Source organism: Salinibacillus aidingensis (genome assembly GCF_055393355.1).
On record NZ_AP043759.1, the window covers coordinates 562,259 to 581,722 of the forward strand.

Here is a 19,464-nt window from a genome sequence, read left to right on the forward strand (position 1 = left end):
AAATGGAGGAGATTATATGAGTATCAAAAAGAAAATGACAATGGGCGCATTATCCGCCACAATGGGTCTTTCCCTCATTGCTGGAGGAACATTTGCGGCCGTTAATGATGTTGAACGTCAAGAAGCGGCTCTTGGTGCTGGGGAACTTGACTTAGAATTAAGACCAGATGGCGAAACACAGATGAATTTTAAATTAGGGAATTTAAAGCCAGGAGACTATTCTAAAGTAAGAGTTGACTTGCAAAACCATGGAACACTTGCAATTAAGGATGTACTGCTGGGAATGGATAATCTAAACTTTGACGATTGGGGTTACTCAATGGATGGAGAAACCTCTTACAGAGATACGAGTGAAGCTCCTGAAGGGACCGATTCTGATGTATTTGGGCCGAACACAGCCATGGAATATTTAGATCAGTTTGCCATTACTGCTGCTGTTGTTGGATACGAAGAAGGTGGTACTTATGATAAGAATATTGTTGCTGAGAACATCTCTTTAGCAGATTTTTATAAAGCAACAAGCTTAGAATACACTGGTTCTGATAAACAGGACGCTATTGATACAGTTGCTAGCTCTGTAAATGGATTAAGCTATGTAAAAGATGGGGATGCAGAAGGGGTTAACGGCATGAATGTTTCCACCATTGATCAGAATGAATGGTATGGTGTGACCGTAAATCCAAATGATCATGATGTTTTGGAACTAACCATTGAATATATTAGCAGTGAAGAAAAAGGACATAACGAAGATAGCGACTTATATATTCAAAACAAATTCAACGGTGACAGCGCGGACTTTGACTTAGTCTTCGAAGCACGTCAATGGGGCGGTCAAGAAGTGACTGAAGATGACATTGGTGATGGTGTAGAAGGCAGTGGAGAAGATGGATACGTTGAGACAAACGAGCGAGCGAACAACGGTGATGCATATGGAAATGAGGGAGAAGCAGGAGAACCTAGATAAGCATTAGCTCAAGGTGGGGAATTTTCTCCCCACCTCCTTTAAAAACGAATAGAGGTGAAACCAATGAGGATAAAAAGAAAACTGGCAACAGGCGCACTTAGTGCATGCGTAGGTATTTCTTTAATTGGAACAGGCACATGGGCGGCAGTAAACGATGTGGAAAAACAAACAGCTGAGTTTGCTGCTGGGAAACTTGACTTTGAAATCCAGCCTATAAATTTAGGAGAACACCGGATTCCGTATACATTTGAAGTCTCGAATTTAAAACCTGGGGATTCAATGTATAGAGCATTTACGATTGATAATGTTGGCTCATTAGCAATTAAGGAAGTTTTACTCGATACAATCGCATCCAATTTTAAAAATGGAAACAATGAGTTTGTTGAGCAATTGGGGTCTGATAATGATGTGGATGAATTTTTAGATCAATATCAGGTGAATGTTTTATGGGTAACAAGCAGGAGTTTAATAGATTTAGATCCTGATGTTATCCAGGAATTTTACGATGACCACTTCAGTATTATCAATTCTGAAGACGAAATCACCCTTAAAGATTTAAAATATAACGATTTTCCATCAGATGTAGTAACAGGCTCTGACGGTCGTATAAGTATTGCCCCAAATAATGAAGGCGGACTATTTATTGACAGGGATAAATTTGACGGGCTCCCAGTAACACCAGACGACAAAGAAGCGGTCCTTATTGGAATCACCATGAAAGACGATAAAAATCGAAAATCAGAAGGACCGGCCAAAGGTGAATTTCTCCAAAACCAGTTCATGGGTGACTCCGTTGATATCACATTCTCATTTGAAGGAACCCAATGGGAAGGCATTGAAGTTTCGGAGGAGGGCTACATTAAAGAGAACGAAAAGGCCCACTCCGGAGACTATTAATCTTTTAATTTAGTCTGAGGGTTCATTCCCTGATAAAAGGTGAGGTAATACCATGAAAAAATTACTGGTTCTCCTATTGAGCTGTATCATAATTTTTGCGTTTCCTACATATTTGGAAGCGACAATAAATGGGGAGAAGGATCAGAGTATAGATATTGCAACAAGTCCCCATAATGTCTTTTTTAATCTGCAAAACCTGAAACCCGGAGATTTTTCCACGAAAGAAATGACCATTTATAACAAGGGCGAAGGAGACTTTAACTATCTGTTCACAAACCGTTTCCTCAATGGATCTGAGAAATTATACAATGAATTTCTTTTAACCGTTCGTGATAAAAATGAGGTTTTGTTTGATGGGAAACTGAAAAATTTTGAAGAACTGGCGTCACGGGAGCTGAAAAGTGGTGACTCCGAGGTTTTAACATTTAAAGTTGAAATGCCATATGAACTAGGGAATGAATTTCAAGGATTATCCGCGGAATTTCAATTTAAAGTATTTGTGGAGGGTACCCTTGGTGGAGCCATCCCTGTAGAGCATAGACTTCCGGAAACCAGCACAAACATGTTTAATTACATGATTTTAGGGATCGTACTGATACTTGGCGGCGGATCTCTATACTATTTTCAAAAAAGAAAAAGAAATATAGATGAAGAGTAAGCCTTGATTAGACGGATGGAAATCAAGGCTTGTTTTATTGATAAATGAACCTCAAACATCTACATTTCCACCTGAAAGCACGCACACTACATTATTATCGTTAATTCCTAATTTTCCATTCATTGCAGCTGCTACGGTCACTGCACTTGAAGGTTCAATCAGCTGTTTCATTCGTTCCAGCACAAACTTCTGAGCCTGTTTGATCTCTTCATCTGAAACCAGGACAAGGTCATCCAGAAATTTTTGAAGAACAGGAAATGTCATATGTCCAGGCTGACTGGTTCTGAGTCCATCAGCAATCGTGGTGGTCGCAGGTATCGCTGTGATCTTTTTATTTTTCAAAGAAAGAAATGTATCGTTAGCTGTATCAGGTTCAACCCCGATGACCTTCACTTTTGGCTTCGTTTGTTTAATAGCTGTCAAAATCCCTGATATTAAACCGCCACCACCAATAGGAACAACAACAGCATCAACATCCTCCAGTTGCTCCATGATTTCTAAACCGATGGTGCCCTGCCCAGCCATTATCAAGGGATCATCATAGGGTGGAATAAACATCCCGTTATGTTCGTCTGCCAGCTCTTTTGCTCTTGGTAGCCGTTCTGCTGACGTGGTTCCACACTCCTCAATTTTTCCTCCGTAGGCTTTGATTGCGTTTTTCTTGCTTTCGGCTGAATCAACAGGTGTCACAATAGTAGCCTGTATACCTAATTGCCGGGCTATATAGGCCACCGCCTGACCGTGGTTCCCGCTTGAGGCTGCAGTTACATATGTAGTTCCTTCCCGTGCGGCCTTCCTTACTTTATTGGAAGCTCCGCGAATTTTAAACGACCCGGTTTTCTGCAAGTGTTCTGCTTTAAAATACATCTCATTCCCGCATATTTCACTAAGCTGAGAAGAATGGAGAATAGGGGTTTCATGAATGTAATCAGCGATGTTTTCACGAGCCTGTAAAATATCATGCACGATAATCATGTCAGCTCACCTTCCTTTTACATCTATTATGAATGAAGACATAAGCGTCTGGAATCCTTCTGCAAAAAGTTTTATTGTTTACTAATAGTAACATACACCCATGATTTTGGTCTGTCTTATGTGTAAGGATTATGCTTAATTGCCACTCTGTTTCTATTCGTGGTGCCATAATATGCAGGGACTTGTTCGAATGGAGAGGTTGGATGATGGTCCCATGAAAGAGGGGAGCGAGTGGAAGGAAACAAGAAAGATGTTTGGAAAAGAGGCCTATGAACATTTTGAAGTTGTCGAGCTTAAGGAGGCGGAAAAAATTGTCCTTCGCTGTGACGGAACGAAAGGAACAACAGGCAAAGGAGAATTTATTTTTACATACCGAATCACTTCATCAGAAGAACGATCAGAAATCACCCTTAATGGTGAGATAAAGGGGCTCACTGGCTTGACAAAACTGTTTGGAAAGATGATGGCGGGCTCCTTCAAGAAAGCCTGTGCCAAGGATCTCGATGCGCTAATAACATATTTGGAGAGGGGATAAACCATTACCATAATTATGAATTTGCATGGTGGGACAGTTCATTTATTAAAAAATTTGATAGATGAAACATTCAATTCATAAAGCGATTGTTCACTGAGAACAGTCGCTTTATTTATTAATAATGCTTAATTGGATCAGGATTTCATAGCAGAAAGCTCTAATGTATGCTTTGAGCTTTTAAAAAATCCTTCGTTAAGAAACAATCCCTCCAGGTGGTTTATTTAAGTGATGATTACAGAGCTTAAAACAAGGAGGAAATCATCTTGGAAACCATCAATAGCAGCCAGCGATATGGATACTCTTATCGATAGTCTTTTTCAGTATTCCAAATTGGATATCGAACAAATACCGTTAGAAATGGAGAAGGTAGATTTATATTCTTATTTTGCTGATTTTATCGATGAATTGGCATTTGATTTAGAAAAAGAAGGGGGGACGGCAACCCTGCATGCGAATGAAAATAATTCCTACCTGGTGGAAGCAGATCGGGAGCAGCTTAGACGAGTTGTCACTAATATCGTTCAAAACAGCTTAAAATATATCAATAAGGATCGTAAAAAAATCAGGGTCCATTTAGAATCTGAGAACCAGTCTCAGCAGGTCAGGGTTGAAATAAAGGATAATGGAAGTGGAATCGCTGAGGAAGATATCCCTCACCTTTTCGAAAGCTTTTACCGAACAGATGCATCAAGAAATTCTTCAACAGGAGGCAGTGGACTTGGGCTGGCTATCGTTAAAAGAATCATTGAAGAGCATGGTGGCCACGTTTGGGCTGAAAGTGAACCTGGAGAAGGAACGAGCGTTTATTTTACTTTGAAGAAGGTGTCATCATGAAAAGGATTTTGATTGTTGAGGATGAAATGGATATTGCTGAACTGGAAAGAGATTATCTGGAAGTGAATGGCTATCTCTGTGACATTACCTCAACTGGTGAACAAGGAGTAAGGATGACAGAAGAGAAGGATTATGACCTTATCATTCTGGACTTAATGCTGCCGGGTGTGGATGGCTTTGATATATGCAGGCAACTGCGGGAAAGACTCGATATCCCGATATTAATGGTGACAGCGCGAAAAGAGGACATTGATAAAATTCGCGGGTTTGATCGTGGTGTCGATGATTATATCCAGAAGCCTTTTAACCCGAGTGAGCTTGTTGCAAGGGTAAAAGCTCACCTATCCAGGTATGATCGACTTGTAAATAGAAATCCTGAACCAGATGAGATCCGTATGAGAGGACTGCATATGGACCTTAGTGCACGAAGGATTTATGTCAATGGAGAGGAAAAAGAGTTGCGGGCAAAGGAATTTGATTTATTAGTTTTACTGGCGTCAAATCCTGATCGTGTGTTTACTAAAGAAGAATTATTTGAGCGAATCTGGGGCATTGACTCGTTGGGAGATATAACCACCGTCACGGTCCATATAAGGAAAATACGGGAAAAGATAGAGGAATCTCCCGCCAGCCCTACGTATATTGAAACGATATGGGGGGTAGGCTATCGATTTAAAAAATAAAAAGGGGAATGACATAAGCGAAGTTCACAGGAGCTTCGTTTTTCTTGTAGAAGGATTAAGTTAAAATGGTGATACTTGTTATGATTTTATAGAACGGTTTGTAAAGAATCTATCTGGTTGAGATTTTTTGATATCAGGTACTGAATTTAAAGGAGGAATCGCACATGACACAGAAAAATGACGGGAACAATCAAAAGGAGCTGTCTTTGGAACAGCGGGAGGAATTACTCCGAGTATTACAGGCACGCTTTGAGAAGAATATGCACCGGCATAAGGAACTTGATTGGGCTCAAATCCAGGAAAGGCTGGAAGGGAATCCCGATAAACTGTGGTCACTTAATGAAATGGAAAGAACGGAAGGTGAACCGGATGTAATTGGGTATTATGAAAAGACGGAGAAGTATATATTTTGCGATTGTTCAACGGAAAGTCCTAAAGGCCGGAGAAGTGTTTGTTATGATCGTGAGGCATTGGAGTCCCGGAAAAAAAATAAACCGGAAAATTCCGCAATGGATATGGCTGCTGAGATGGGCATTGAACTTTTAACAAAAGAACAGTATCGTACGTTGCAGGATCTGGAGGATTTTGATAAGAAAACTTCGAGCTGGGTACGAACACCATCTGATATCAGAGAACTCGGCGGTGCACTTTTTTGTGACTTCCGTTATGGACATGTTTTCGTGTATCACAATGGTGCTTCGTCGTACTATAGCTCGAGAGGATTTCGCGGGTTGCTGAGGGTTTGAATTTACAGGGCTGTTTAAAAAATCAAATGACGGGAAAATAACTTATAAAGATTTTAGAAAACATAAGAGTTTGCAGCTGACAACCCTGAATTGGACAAGCGGGTAACCTACTGGAACAGAGAGAAAAAAAGAATACGCTCAGGCTTTTCGATATAGTAGAAATTTTTAAGTCCATTGCTCATTTATTTTGCGGAATGGAACATACTAATAAAAAATGCTGCCTTGTGAAGAGACAAAAATGGCATGCAGACGGGAAAATACCCGGGGGTACCGCATCCATCGGTTACGATATGAGGACTATATGTTTAGTGAATTATCGGAATACTCTTTTATATATCAAAAGTTCCTTATCGCGCCGAAAAAATGTTATAATTCTGATGTATGTTACTTAGTAATGTAATGATTGATAGGAGTGAAATAAATGCAGGAAAAACATTTAGACAGAATGAAAAACGGAAAAGGCTTTATTGCTGCACTTGACCAAAGTGGTGGAAGTACACCAAAAGCACTTGCTGGGTATGGAGTGACAGAAGATCAATATTCAACTGAGGACGAAATGTTTGATCTTGTACATGAGATGAGAACTCGAATTATTACAGCACCAGCCTTTGATCCTGAGAAGATTCTTGGCGCTATTCTATTTGAGCAGACCATGGATCGCGAAATCGAAGGAAAATATACTGGCGATTACTTAGCAAATGTAAAAGGTATTGTACCATTCCTTAAAGTGGATAAAGGTCTTGCTGAAGAATCTAATGGTGTTCAGAAAATGAAACCTATTCATGACCTGGACGAAACGCTGAAGAGAGCCAATGAGCGTGGAATGTTCGGAACTAAAATGCGTTCTGTAATCAAAGAAGCAAACGAAGAAGGCATTAAAGAAGTTGTCGATCAGCAATTTGAAGTTGGTCAGAAGATTATTGATGCCGGACTTGTTCCAATTATTGAGCCTGAGGTAGACATTAACAGTGCCGATAAAGCACAATCCGAGGAAATCTTAAAACAGGAAATCAAAAAGCATCTTGACCAGTTAAATGAAAATGAACTTGTTATGCTGAAGCTTTCCATTCCAACAAATCCAAATCACTATAAAGAGCTCATCGATCATCCACAGGTTGTCCGTGTTGTTGCTCTATCTGGCGGATATTCCCGTGATGAAGCAAACGAAAAGCTTAAGGATAACGAAGGGCTAATCGCAAGCTTCTCCAGAGCTCTTAGTGCAGAATTAAGAGTTAATCAGTCTGACGAAGAGTTCAACACTACATTAAAAGAAGCTGTTGATTCCATTTATGACGCTTCTGTAAATAAAAATAACTAATAAAAGCCTTTCAGAGTAAAAGGTCAAAAATCCTCACAAATGAACTGTCATTTGTGAGGATTTTTTTCGACAACATTCGACCGATTTCGGGTGGTGGCAGGCACCCCGTAAAAGATCTGCCACCCGATAATCCCATTGACCGCAGCCATGAGTCCGAATAATAGATAGTCCCCGTATGGTTCGGGCAGAACTAGATCCAATCCTAACCACATACCAGCTGTAGAAGCCCCAATCAACGCACCGATCAGCCCTTTATACAATCTCTTCATGTCTATGCACACACCACCTTATGAATATAAATAAAGTCCCTTATATAGACATCTTATGATGAGAATACCCCGATATAACAAGAATCTTGTCTAAAGGTTGTCCCAGTACTTCCTTGGGACTGTCCCTCATCGCACTAAAGCACTAAAGCATCTTGTAGTGCATTCTGCCTACACACTCTCCATCGATTTAGTTATTTGGTAATATTGACCATTTAATGAAATAGCATCAATGTTAATTGTAAAAGATTGCCGTTATAAGGGGTGTGTAGGGATTGAAAAAGTTTGCTTTGCTATTATTCTGTTTCATTATTGCTTTATCTGCCTGCAGTAAAGATGATGCATCACAGAACAAGTCAGATGCAAAGACAGGAGCTGAGAATCAGCAGAGTCAGGAGAACGATTTACTCGACATCTCCGGTCTTTCCGCTGTGGATCCTTCCAGGGAGGGCATGAAGAATCAGACTGGTGGAATTTTAATGGAGGAGCTGTCTGTACAGCAGGAACTGGACATGAATGTAGAAGAATTTATGTCTGAAAAGAAACAGGAGCTGACAGGTCAGTTAGAAACAATAGCCGCTGAGACAGAGGACCCGGAGAAGCTGGAACATGCCTTGATACAATTACTCGGTACACCAAATTATGCTTCAGCCATAGAGACAGCCGAAGCTTATAAGCCCGAATTTCCAGCGCCCGATTTACCCGGTGCAAAGCGGGCAAATGAAGAAGAGGAAGGGAAAATCGCTGAAAATGGAAAAGCTATCCTTTTATTGGATGCCAGCTCCAGCATGCTGTTAAAGGTCGATGGAAAAGTGAAAATGAATATTGCCAAAGATGCCGTTCAGGAGTTTGCAGATGTAATCGGTCAGGAACAGGATGTATCCCTGATTGTTTATGGACATAAAGGCTCAGAAGCTGACGCCGATAAACAAAAATCCTGTAAGGGGATTGAGGAAATTTATCAGATGGGTCCCTATGACAAAGAGGAATTTGGAGCATCGCTGAATAAATTTGAAAGTAAGGGATGGACACCATTAGCTGGTGCGATTGATAAAGCCGCCGAAATGAGTAAAGGGATGAAAGGTGAAATAACAGTCTATATTGTAAGCGATGGGGTCGAGACCTGTGATGGAGATCCGGTTGCATCCGCCGAGTCATTTGTTGAAGATAATGATCATCGTAAGGTAAATATTATCGGTTTTAATGTAGATCAAGATGCAGAAGAGCAACTGAAAACTGTCTCAGATGCTGGAAATGGTGAGTATTACTCTGCGGATCATGCAGACGATTTAAAGGAAACCATTGAATATGAATGGCTGCCTTCCCGGGTTGACTTAGCATGGGCTCATACGAAAGCGCCAGGCCCATGGGAAATTTTAGACAAATATGATGAGTATGATGTGGATCATGATAAAATCAGAGCACTGGTAAAAAAGGAAAATGAGAGATATGATGAGGCTGTGTCGATTTTACAGGAGGAAGAATTGGTTTCCGATGAAGTCGTCGATCAATTAAGGGATTTAATATCAGAACATTATAGCCTTCGATTTGATGAACTTCAGGAGTTAAGGTCAGAAAAGTTGGATGAAGTCGATGCAATCGCCGATGATATCAGGGAACGCGTAGATCAATGGAAAGAAGAAATGAGCAGAAAAAAAGATGAACAAGGCGACCTGTGGTAATTCGACAAAATTCGGGTGGTGACAGGCACCACATCAAGGAGGAACATCATTGAACAAGAAAGACATCGCCAATATTCGTAAACAATTTAAAGTAAATAATGACCTACTGACGATTAGTGAAATTTTTAATGTGTATATTATGAAAGAGTCCAGCGAGGTTTATCATTATCAAAGCATGCCTTTTGAAATGCTGGAAGAGGAACAGAAGGAACTATTTATGAATAACTTTAAAAAGGTCCTAACCGGTCAGCTCGACCAGAAACTATTTGAACTTAAATTCCAGCGTGATGCGGAAAACAGCAGTCAGCTCATTCTTCATCAGGGAATGCTTAGTCAAACCTCTGAAGACTGGACGAATCAAATGCTTCAAATCGTAGAAAAAATGCTAAAGGATAAGCAGTATGAAATGGATATTGTTGTAACCTTTATCCGCGGCGAATACATGAAGCCAATGAAAAAACGCAATGACGAGGCGGAAGAAAGTGAACGGGACACGGTTTATTCCCATCCTTTTATTCTTTGCAGTGTGAACCAAACGCAGGATCCGAAAAAAGAACTGCTGTTTGACTATGTGGAGAAGGAATTTAAGTATAATATTGCAGTTGATCCCGTTATCGATCTGAAAGCTCCCATCTCTGGATTTTTGTTTCCCACCATTACAGACAATGCGTCAGATGTTAATTACATCCTTTATTCAGCCGGGAAAGACGCTGATATGAATGAACATTTTATTGAGGAAGTCATAAATGCAGAAGAAGTAATCACAGCAGAGGAAGAGAAATTTGTTTTTGAGGAAGTTGTCAAGAACGTAGCCGGGGAACAAATGAATACGTCCACCCTGTCCAATGTTTACGAAGAGGTTCACCGTGTGCTGGAAGAAAATGAGGAAGAGGATACCCCGAAATTAGATTACAAAGATGTTGAAAAGGTTTTAAAGAGCAGCGGAGTCGAGAATATAAATGAGGAAAGGCTGGAAACAGCCTTTAAGAGCGTTGTTGATGATGAAAAGTATGAGCTGAAGGCAAGTAACATCATTCCGAAATATGACTCAAAATCAATCAAAATCAAAACAAAGGTAGCGGATATTTCCATAAGTCCGCAAGACCTTAGTTATGTTCGCCAGGTTGACGTAAATGGAAAGCTTTACTTAATGATTGAAGTTGAAGAAAATACTGTGATAGATGGCTTTGAAATGATCCCGGAGGCTTTATTCAAAAAGGCACCGGAAGATACAGAGTAAGCAGCACGCCCTCATAAGTGAATTCAAACCGAGAATTGATGTCCACACTTGCGCCTTTGTTTTCTTGTCCAGGACTATTTGTGATTAAGAAATCATTAGAAGCTACGTTCGCCTGCAGCGCACAGCGACTAGTGAGATTAACTAGTGAGATTTCCTTCACATAAACCACATTAATCATCAGAGAATAACGCTGCTTTTAATGGACAGACTAAGACTGATATTGTTGGGACACATGTCCAACTTCTATTGGACCTAAGATTAGACCGTCAGTCCCATAAGATCATCAATGGAGGGGCAAAACATGGTTAAAGATTCACATGCACCGAAGAAGCAAAGAAACGATAAGGATCGAATACCTGCTGAACAAAGAAGAGGAAAAGGGAAATCAAATTCCAGAGGTGGACGTAATTAATCAGTGCTTTTTTCTGCATGCAATAGTACAACAAAATAAGGGATGCTGAATGGGCATCCCTTAGCTAAATTCATTCCATTTTCCTTCAGTAACTGAGGATATCGTGTTAAAAGAAATCAGCGAGATAAGTCTGCCGCTTTGGAATAATCATTTCCAATTGCTCAATTGCTTTTTCATCTCCATCCAATAAACCTGCAAGATAATATTCCATGGGGCGTTTAAAGCCCAACAGCATACTGCTTAAAATTTGTATTGAGCAATAAATGGCAGGCTGCTGTATCTGGGAGTGGCTAAATGTCACACTGGTGGTATCTTTGGATAAGTTCAGGATATAAGTCCCTGTATTTTCCGGGAAAAATTCATCATCAACCATAATCCCCAGAGAAAGCAAAACGTTTTTGGAGGTACGATCAAAAGGATAACTTTTTAAAAAGGCTTGGACATCAACAATTCGTGCCATAAAATATGGGTTGATAGTTTGATCAAACCGTGGCTCATCAATGAAAAGGGGAAGGAGGTCATTTTCAGGAACAACCATTTTCACCTTTTTGGCCATGGAGTCATGATTGCCAATAAAATGTAGTAATTGTCTCAGTCCTGCCACATGGCTATATACCATTTCCCCGATATTCATGATCTCATCTTTTACCACATACATCACATAACCTACAGGGGTTTTTTGATTATTATAGGCCACAGCGATGTTATATTCATCCTTTAAGACACGCTGTTTCCACCATTTCTCGTCTCGATTGAGCATCCCGTTAAAGTTTTCTGCGTATTCGTTATATAACTGATTAAGTAAGGGAATATCCTGTTTGATACGCCTTACAAAACCGTTTATTTCCCAGTTCTTTTTAAATTTCTCAGTAAGAATCGTATACGTTTTTTCATTAAAAGCATATTCCCAGCCGTATTTTCGGTAAAAAGGAAAGGAGAAAGGGTGAAGAAACGAGATTGTCTGGCCATTTGCCTTCATATGGTTTAAAGCGTGGAAAAGTAATTGCTTTACCATTCCCTGTCTGCGATATTCCGGCCACGTGGCAACCCCGCCAATTCCTCCCATCTTAAAGTTCTTTCCATTGATATAGCAGTTTAATGGAAGGAGGTGCAATTTAGCCGCCAAACCTTCACGATCCTTCCATCCCCATATGATGTGCCGCTTAGCTTCTTCCTTCTTTTTACTTAATTGTTCCTCACTTAAATTGTATTGAAAGGCAAATTGGGAAAGTTCAAAAATCTCTTCAAAATCTTCAACTGACAATTTATGTATCTTACTCAAGATAGAACCTCCTTCTATAGGTATTGCTCAAACGCTTACTTAGGGGTTATTTTACCATACACTGACATAAATGATATGAAGAACGGGAATTTCAGGTGTGTATGGGCGCAATTGATCTAAAAATACTTCATCACAAAATCTTCTATGGCCACCCCTCTGATAACAGGCATCGTGCTGCATACAAAAATAATCAAGCGCATTAACGGGGGGACCCGGACCTCTGCAGCCCGGGCCACAATAACGATATCCCGGCAGGCACGGCATCGCTTTCACCTCATCAATTCAATGACATATCATTCAGAATTATCCATAGTATATGTAAGAGGAAATACCAGTGTAATAGGCAAAACATAAATGATGAATGAAAAGGGATTTCAAATGGAGGATGTACTTTAAGACAAGCCAGGAGTCATGAATTTTTTATGAAAAATATCTCATTTTTAGCTAAACAGGTTTACAAAAATTTACTTTTTATATATAATATATATTCGTTGTATAATGGAATATATGTTAATCTTGAACATAGATTCTTATGATGAACTGTCGATGGCAAAAATAGGATAAATTGCTGTTAAAATCTATCAGTCTAAAAAACGAAAAAAAGTTGACTTCACGACGAAGGATATATAAAATCATGTTTTATGAAGCTATTAAATTATAAGCCTATGAGGTGAAAAAAATGAAGAAGATATTGTCCTCTAAAATGGGATTCTTCTCAATTGCTGTATTTATTTTCTGGATAAAAACGTATGTTATATATAAAACTGAATTTACTCTTGGTGTAAGTGGATCTATGCAGGAGTTCCTGCTATTCTTTAACCCACTTAGCTCAGGATTGATCTTTATTGGTCTTGCCTTATTTTCAAAAGGACATAAAATAGGAAGAAGAATCATTATCGTTGAAGCGATTATGAGCTTCATTTTGTATTCAAATGTTGTTTATTATCGATTTAACAGTGACTTTATTACACTCGCTACATTAATGCAGACAGATAACTTTGGAAGTCTTGGCGGCAGTATTTTAAACTTGATGGCCCCTTATGATATTCTCTATCTGTTTGACATAGTCCTTTTAATTTTCCTTTATAAGAAATTTAAACCAAACTGGACATTTGAACGTTTGCAATTGCGTAAACCATTGCTTGTATTAGCTACAGGTCTTGTAGTGTTTAGTGTGAACCTGAGTTTAGCCGAAGATGACCGTCCACAGCTGTTGGAGCGGACTTTTGACCGGAATTATCTGGTGAAGTATTTGGGGATGTATAACTTTATCCTCTATGATGCTGCCCAGAATATAGAAAACTCAACCCAGAGAGTTTTGGCAGATAGTGATGATATTACAGAAGTTCAAAACTATACCAAAGCAAAATATGCCCAGCCTAATGAAAAACTGTTTGGTGCGGCTAAAGGGAAAAATATTATAAAGATTCACTTGGAGTCCTTCCAGTCTTTTCTTATTGACTATAAGTTGCATGGAGAAGAGGTTACACCTTTCTTAAACTCATTGGTGCACGATGAGAGTAAGAGTTTCACGTATTTCGATAATTTCTTCCATCAGACCGGACAGGGAAAGACCGCTGATGCGGAATTAATTACGGATACCTCTTTATATGGACTGTCAAATGGGTCTGCATTCTCAACAAAAGCAGACAATACGTTCCAGGCACTTCCGGCTATTCTGGATCAGCGTCAAGGCTACACAAGCGCTGTCTTCCATGGGGATGGAAAGTCATTCTGGAATCGGGATAATATGTATAAAAGTCTGGGTGTCAATGAATTTTACTATGATAGCTATTACGACATGAGTAAGGAAAATGTCATTAACTACGGTCTGAAAGATAAACCATTCTTTGAACAGTCCATGCCATACTTAAAAAACATGGAAAAACCATTTTATGCGCATATGATGACCTTAACCCATCATCACCCTTATTTGATTGATGAAGAGGATGCGACCATTGCACCGGCAGAAACAGGTGATCCATCTGTTGACCGCTATTTCCAGACTGCCCGCTATTTGGATGAAGCTTTAAAACAGTTCTTTGAAGATCTAAAAGAAGCTGGATTATACGAGGATTCCGTGATTATGATTTATGGAGACCATTATGGTATTTCTGAAAATCATAATCGGGCTATGAAGGAAATTACCGGAGAAAAAATTACATCATTTAAGAGCGCACAATTACAGCGGGTTCCGTTTATCATCAAAGTTCCTGGTGTTGAAGGACAGGGAATTAATCATGAGTACACGGCAATGACTGATGTGATGCCTACATTGTTACATCTATTAGGTATAGACGCACAGGATTACATTCTGTTTGGTACCGATATGTTCTCTAAGGATCATAAGGAAATGGTTCCATTCCGTAATGGAGACTTCATTACTGACAAATACAGTTATGTAGATGGAGCTTTTTATAATAATAAAACGGGAGAGAAAATTTCAGATCCTACTGAATCAATGTTAAATATGAAAGAAACGGCACACCATGAGCTGGAGCTTTCAGATAAAGTGTTAAATGGAGATCTGCTTCGATTCTACTCTCCAAATGAACAGTGGGAGCCTGTAAATACCGGAGACTATTTCTATCCAACGTTAAAAGAAAATGAAAAGATTAATGATACTGATGGTGTGAAAGATTTAGAAGATGATACTAAAGCTTCAAATGAAAATAGGGTAGATGTCAGTGAGAATGAAGGCAGCAAAGAAGAAGGTTATGAAGAGGAAGACCAAAATCAAAACGAAACAAAAGCAGAAGAGCAACAATAAAGATCATGATCGCATATTAGCTAAAACACATCCACATCTTTGTGGGTGTGTTTTTTTATCACGTATTAACTGGCCGTAATACCCCCACTTCAAGTTTTGAGGGTAACCCAACAAGACTATGTGGGGGATAAACGGCCAGTAAAAACCTGATAAGTTCAACTAACCATCAGTGGGGGATGGAAAGACCCCCCACTGATGGAAGTTTCACTTTATAAAATCATATCAAAAGGATGAGCGTGTTCGATTCCGGAAAGGATAAGACAAAAACACAGGTGAGAACATGCTTTTGCTCAAAGCTGGAATGTTGCTAACTATTTTTATAATGGGATTAGGGTGTGTGTACTTTATAAAATTAGACTGGAAGAAATACGGTCTTCTATATATATTTGCTGCAGTTTCTGCAAATGTTTTATGCTATCTTTTCACGTGGTCAGGACTGTATTCATTTCCGAATAATCTATTGCATGGTGATTTACTTATGCCGATTGGTCTGGTTTCAACAGCATTTCCCTTAGCTGTACTATTAGGAGTGAGATTCAGTCCTGAAAAGTGGATATGGAAAATCCCTTTCTATTGGGGAATCGTTCATATTGGGATGGTTGCGGAGGCTGTCTTAATGATTACACCGATCTTTAAATTTGGACCAGAATGGGATTTATGGGACTCCTATTCATTACGATGGGGGTACTACCTGTTGTTTGAATTGTTAGGAAGTAAAATGATCCCCCCTCATTTAAGAAAACCGATGTCTCATGAATCCTTCCGATACGGCGGATGGGCCTGGATTGTATTTCATATTGTAGTCATTGTCACCATTTTCTTAATGGGAGTTTATACGGGGATAACTTTATTTTAATTTGGAGTCTGCATCGGATGGGTCCTGTGGTATATAACAGGACCTGAAAGATAAATGGTTAAAAAAGTTAAGCACAGGATTGACAACCAGGTGTATTATGCATATAATACACCTTAGATGTATGAACCAATTAATACACACACTAAAAATGAGGTAGTTACTTCATGGTCGTATAGGAGTTGTTTCGATGAGTGTGAATTTTAACAATCGGGATCCCGTTTATTTGCAAATCATACGGTACTTCAAAGAGAAAATTGCCATTGGTGAACTGGAGCCTGGAGAGGAAATACCATCAAGAAGGGAACTTGCAAACAGGTTGAAGGTGAACCCTAATACGGCGCAACGGGCGTACAAGGAAATGGAGGAGCAGGGTTTGATTTATACAGAACGAAATCTTCCGAGTAAAATTACGACAGATACAGAAATATTGGGAAGGGTGAGAGATGAATTAATTATAGAAGCTGTAGATACCTTTGTTGGATCCGTTCGTTCCATTAATGTACCTGTGGATGAATTGCTTGAATTAGTCAGAAAAAAGTACCTTGAGAGTGATGGGGAGGCGTAAACATGATTGAAGTGAAAGAGGTTGAGAAGAAATTTGGTCGTAAGAAGATACTTAGGGGCGTGTCATTTACTGCGAAAAAGGGTGAAATCACCTGCTTGATAGGGATTAATGGGGTAGGAAAGACAACGATTTTAAATGCAATTATGGCTCTGACCCCGGTTCAAAAAGGGGAGATTCTATTAGATGGAGAGCCGATTAAGGAAAAGACATTTGAGAAAATTTCCTTTATTCCTGATGCACTTACGATGCTCCCAAACATGACTATAGAGAAAGCCATGGAGTTTATGAATGATTTTTATACTTGCTGGAACATGGAACGTGCGAGGGAACTATTAGGCTTTTTCAGATTACATAAAGATGATCGGATTGCCTCCTTATCAAAAGGAAATACAGCCAAGGTAAACCTGTTGCTTGGTTTGGCCTTAGATGTGGATTATATCTTAATGGATGAGCCATTTTCAGGTATAGATATGTTCAGTCGTGAGGAAATCGCAAATGTGTTTACAAGCCACTTGATTGAAAACAGAGGAGTGATTATCACGACTCATGAAGTAAGCGATATTGAACATTTAATCGATAAGGTTGTGCTGCTGGATGACGGGGTGGTTACCAAAGAATTTGACGCTGAAAAAGCACGCGAAGACGACGGAATGTCTGTAATCGATGTGATGAGAGAGGTGTACCAGGGATGAAAAATTACTTAAAGCTCGTTAATTTTGAATTTAACCGAGTTGTGAAACTATTTACCATTTTGCTGGGCATAACCCTTGTAGTCCAGATGGCTGGGGTGATTGTACAGTCAAGAGAGTATCTCGGTAGGGCTAATGAAAAGATGAATGAAGACCTAATGTCGAAAGCACAGTTTTTAACAGATTATGGCCAAATCAGTTTTGCACACATTGTAAGAAGCGTATGGTTTTTGGGACCCATTGCTTTATGTGCAGCTGGTGTAGCATTTTATATTTTTCTGGTTTGGTACCGTGACTGGGTTGGAAAAAACACGTTTATTTACCGTTTGTTAATGCTTCCAACAACGAGGTTAAATATCTTTTTCGCCAAGATTTCAAATATACTCATCATGACACTGGGACTGGTGGCATTTCAATTAATTTTATTACCTTTTGAAGCATTGGTATTGAAATGGATGGTACCTGATGATTTCCGGAATGATATGGGAGTTAAAGAGACAATTACCAGTATACCGGAATTAACGATTATTATTCCGAACAGCTTTGTTGAATTTGTTTTGTATTATGGAGCAGGACTGCTGGCTGTTGCCATTTTATTTACTGCGATTTTAATGGAAAGAAGCTTTAAATGGAAAGGAATCATTGCGGGTGTGCTTTATAGTGCCATGGCTATTCTTGTTCTCATTTCCCCCGTACTCTTACAAGAATTGGTACTAAATGGGTTCTTTTATCCGATGGAACTGTTTGTCATTGAAATTGTAATGGGGATCATTGTACTGGCAGTTTCCATATGGATGAGTGGATTCCTGCTGAAGAAAAAGGTAACGGTATAAGGGAGTGTACACAATGAAAAAATACTGGAAATTTACAGCTATTATTGCTGTTATTGTGCTTAGTATTGGAACGTTCTATGTGAATTCAGCCATATCGGCAGATCAAAACCCTGAATTTGTGATTAAGAAAGAAAGCGGGGATACGAAAGAGCTGGAGCCATTGGTGCTGGAGGGGTCCTATCAGGGTGCTTCCTCAGGGAATTATGTAAGCAGGGACTTAAAAATCACCAGGCAGGGGACAGAATATAGAAATCCATCTTTTCTTAATCGACTGATTGGATCCCCGATGCCTGTGATAGAAAGTCTGCAGGAGCAATATCGGGGCTTCATGCGGGGGAAGAGTCCATCGGAGAATTTGTTTTTTGAGAACGATCGCTTTCTTGCTTATGCAAATGTGGATTATGAAATCGGGTTTAATTCCCGTGAATCAAAGGATTATACATTTGAAATAGATATTTTAAATAAAAAAGAGGACAGCACAGACTCTTTTACTATGAAAGTGCCAGACGCTAACAAAATGGATCATGTTTTTGTGGATGATGTACAGATCATAAATGGTGAATTAAACATCATCACAGAAAATATGGTCAGAGATAATAATAGTGATAGACTCTATGGTGAAAAACATATCTATACAATTGATATGGCCAATCAGAAGTTCATAAAACATGAACCGATTATCAAAGAACCAAAAGGACAGGACAATACTCATTTCGACATAACGTTCATTGAAGCAGAAGGATCAACGAAAATGCATGAAAAGCTATTATTCCTGACAACGGAAAGAGAGGTCATAAAGGATAGGGAATCGACAAGAATTGGTGACACAAGTCGGGAAGCTATATCCTACAATCTGAAAACCAAAGAAAAAAGAAGACTCTCTGAAGACTTAAATTTAGAAGAGAATGAAATAAGTGCATTTGACGGGTCCGCGATTTACCTGACGAAAGTAAATGGACAAAAGGTTATGGTAACGCCTTTTCATTTAGAGAAGAAACAGCTGGGAGATTCCTATTTATTTCAATTATCCGATAAACCCATGAATGAAGTGCCCCCACTGATTAAGATAAAGGATGGGAAGTTGTATGCGGCTTCCAACCGGATGAATTCAAATACAACTGCAAGTGTTATAGTTGCTGACTTGAAGACAGGTGATTCTCTCTTTAAGGGGGAATTAAGAATAAAAAATTCAGAGGATGAGATAGAAGATTATGATTTATATATTCATGATATCTTTGTAAAATAGGGTGTCCTTTTTA

General features: G+C 39.3%; 20 protein-coding genes. 16 read left to right on the top strand and 4 right to left on the bottom strand.

Going from position 1 to position 19,464, the window contains the following annotated elements; all coding sequences use genetic code 11:
* The first annotated feature begins 16 nt into the window (after positions 1-16).
* From ACZ5OK_RS03160 to ACZ5OK_RS03170, 3 genes are all read left to right on the top strand, one after another.
* A complete protein-coding gene (locus ACZ5OK_RS03160) occupies positions 17-964 on the top strand; it encodes a TasA family protein (RefSeq protein ID WP_343839101.1) in 948 nt (315 codons plus the stop codon).
* 63 nt (positions 965-1,027) lie between these two features.
* Positions 1,028-1,861 carry a TasA family protein gene (locus ACZ5OK_RS03165; protein ID WP_343839103.1) on the top strand — a complete coding sequence of 278 codons (834 nt, stop codon included), beginning with the start codon at positions 1,028-1,030 and terminating at the stop codon, positions 1,859-1,861.
* A gap of 52 nt (positions 1,862-1,913) precedes the next feature.
* Positions 1,914-2,519 (top strand): LPXTG cell wall anchor domain-containing protein, encoded by a 606-nt coding sequence (locus tag ACZ5OK_RS03170; protein ID WP_343839105.1) that lies wholly within the window; start codon positions 1,914-1,916, stop codon positions 2,517-2,519.
* Positions 2,520-2,570: 51 nt separating this feature from the next.
* Here ACZ5OK_RS03170 and ACZ5OK_RS03175 read toward each other — a convergent pair whose 3' ends face one another.
* Positions 2,571-3,494, bottom strand: a complete 924-nt coding sequence (locus ACZ5OK_RS03175) for a threonine ammonia-lyase (RefSeq protein ID WP_343839107.1) — start codon at positions 3,492-3,494, stop codon at positions 2,571-2,573.
* Positions 3,495-3,666: 172 nt separating this feature from the next.
* Here ACZ5OK_RS03175 and ACZ5OK_RS03180 point away from each other — a divergent pair, with 172 nt between their 5' ends.
* From ACZ5OK_RS03180 to ACZ5OK_RS03200, 5 genes are all read left to right on the top strand, one after another.
* Complete coding sequence (locus tag ACZ5OK_RS03180; RefSeq protein ID WP_343839109.1) at positions 3,667-4,029, top strand: SRPBCC family protein; 363 nt, start codon at positions 3,667-3,669, stop codon at positions 4,027-4,029.
* 228 nt (positions 4,030-4,257) lie between these two features.
* Positions 4,258-4,863 carry a sensor histidine kinase gene (locus ACZ5OK_RS03185; protein ID WP_343840244.1) on the top strand — a complete coding sequence of 202 codons (606 nt, stop codon included), beginning with the start codon at positions 4,258-4,260 and terminating at the stop codon, positions 4,861-4,863.
* Positions 4,860-5,546, top strand: a complete 687-nt coding sequence (locus tag ACZ5OK_RS03190) for a response regulator transcription factor (protein WP_343839111.1) — start codon at positions 4,860-4,862, stop codon at positions 5,544-5,546. The genes ACZ5OK_RS03185 and ACZ5OK_RS03190 overlap by 4 nt, the downstream gene beginning before the upstream one ends.
* A gap of 164 nt (positions 5,547-5,710) precedes the next feature.
* Positions 5,711-6,292 (top strand): DUF4256 domain-containing protein, encoded by a 582-nt coding sequence (locus tag ACZ5OK_RS03195; protein ID WP_343839113.1) that lies wholly within the window; start codon positions 5,711-5,713, stop codon positions 6,290-6,292.
* Between the two features lie 421 nt (positions 6,293-6,713).
* A complete protein-coding gene (locus ACZ5OK_RS03200) occupies positions 6,714-7,610 on the top strand; it encodes a fructose bisphosphate aldolase (RefSeq protein WP_343839115.1) in 897 nt (298 codons plus the stop codon).
* A 47-nt stretch (positions 7,611-7,657) separates the two neighbouring features.
* Here the strand turns inward: ACZ5OK_RS03200 and ACZ5OK_RS03205 are convergent, their stop codons facing one another.
* Positions 7,658-7,879: a hypothetical protein gene (locus ACZ5OK_RS03205; RefSeq protein WP_343839117.1), complete on the bottom strand. Its 222-nt coding sequence runs from the start codon at positions 7,877-7,879 to the stop codon at positions 7,658-7,660.
* A 272-nt stretch (positions 7,880-8,151) separates the two neighbouring features.
* On the opposite strand from ACZ5OK_RS03205, the gene ACZ5OK_RS03210 reads away from it, so the two are divergent.
* Positions 8,152-9,558: a vWA domain-containing protein gene (locus ACZ5OK_RS03210; protein ID WP_343839119.1), complete on the top strand. Its 1,407-nt coding sequence runs from the start codon at positions 8,152-8,154 to the stop codon at positions 9,556-9,558.
* Between the two features lie 49 nt (positions 9,559-9,607).
* Positions 9,608-10,798 carry a DUF4317 domain-containing protein gene (locus ACZ5OK_RS03215; RefSeq protein ID WP_343839121.1) on the top strand — a complete coding sequence of 397 codons (1,191 nt, stop codon included), beginning with the start codon at positions 9,608-9,610 and terminating at the stop codon, positions 10,796-10,798.
* Between the two features lie 518 nt (positions 10,799-11,316).
* Here the strand turns inward: ACZ5OK_RS03215 and ACZ5OK_RS03220 are convergent.
* Positions 11,317-12,492, bottom strand: coding sequence for a GNAT family N-acetyltransferase (locus tag ACZ5OK_RS03220; protein WP_343839123.1), 1,176 nt, complete (start codon positions 12,490-12,492; stop codon positions 11,317-11,319).
* 51 nt (positions 12,493-12,543) lie between these two features.
* Positions 12,544-12,756 carry a hypothetical protein gene (locus ACZ5OK_RS03225; protein WP_343839125.1) on the bottom strand — a complete coding sequence of 71 codons (213 nt, stop codon included), beginning with the start codon at positions 12,754-12,756 and terminating at the stop codon, positions 12,544-12,546.
* Between the two features lie 415 nt (positions 12,757-13,171).
* On the opposite strand from ACZ5OK_RS03225, the gene ltaS reads away from it, so the two are divergent.
* From ltaS to ACZ5OK_RS03255, 6 genes are all read left to right on the top strand, one after another.
* Positions 13,172-15,262: a lipoteichoic acid synthase gene (gene ltaS, locus ACZ5OK_RS03230; protein ID WP_343839127.1), complete on the top strand. Its 2,091-nt coding sequence runs from the start codon at positions 13,172-13,174 to the stop codon at positions 15,260-15,262.
* Positions 15,263-15,599: 337 nt separating this feature from the next.
* Entirely contained in the window at positions 15,600-16,118 is a 519-nt protein-coding gene (locus tag ACZ5OK_RS03235; protein ID WP_343839129.1) for a CBO0543 family protein, read from the top strand.
* A gap of 187 nt (positions 16,119-16,305) precedes the next feature.
* Positions 16,306-16,683, top strand: a complete 378-nt coding sequence (locus ACZ5OK_RS03240; protein ID WP_343839131.1) for a GntR family transcriptional regulator — start codon at positions 16,306-16,308, stop codon at positions 16,681-16,683.
* Positions 16,684-16,685: 2 nt separating this feature from the next.
* Positions 16,686-17,375 carry an ABC transporter ATP-binding protein gene (locus ACZ5OK_RS03245; RefSeq protein WP_343839133.1) on the top strand — a complete coding sequence of 230 codons (690 nt, stop codon included), beginning with the start codon at positions 16,686-16,688 and terminating at the stop codon, positions 17,373-17,375.
* The gene (locus ACZ5OK_RS03250) at positions 17,372-18,205 is read left to right on the top strand and encodes a hypothetical protein (protein WP_343839135.1); all 834 of its coding nucleotides are present in this window, start codon (positions 17,372-17,374) and stop codon (positions 18,203-18,205) included. The genes ACZ5OK_RS03245 and ACZ5OK_RS03250 overlap by 4 nt, the downstream gene beginning before the upstream one ends.
* A gap of 13 nt (positions 18,206-18,218) precedes the next feature.
* Positions 18,219-19,451 (top strand): hypothetical protein, encoded by a 1,233-nt coding sequence (locus tag ACZ5OK_RS03255; RefSeq protein ID WP_343839137.1) that lies wholly within the window; start codon positions 18,219-18,221, stop codon positions 19,449-19,451.
* Positions 19,452-19,464 lie beyond the last annotated feature (13 nt).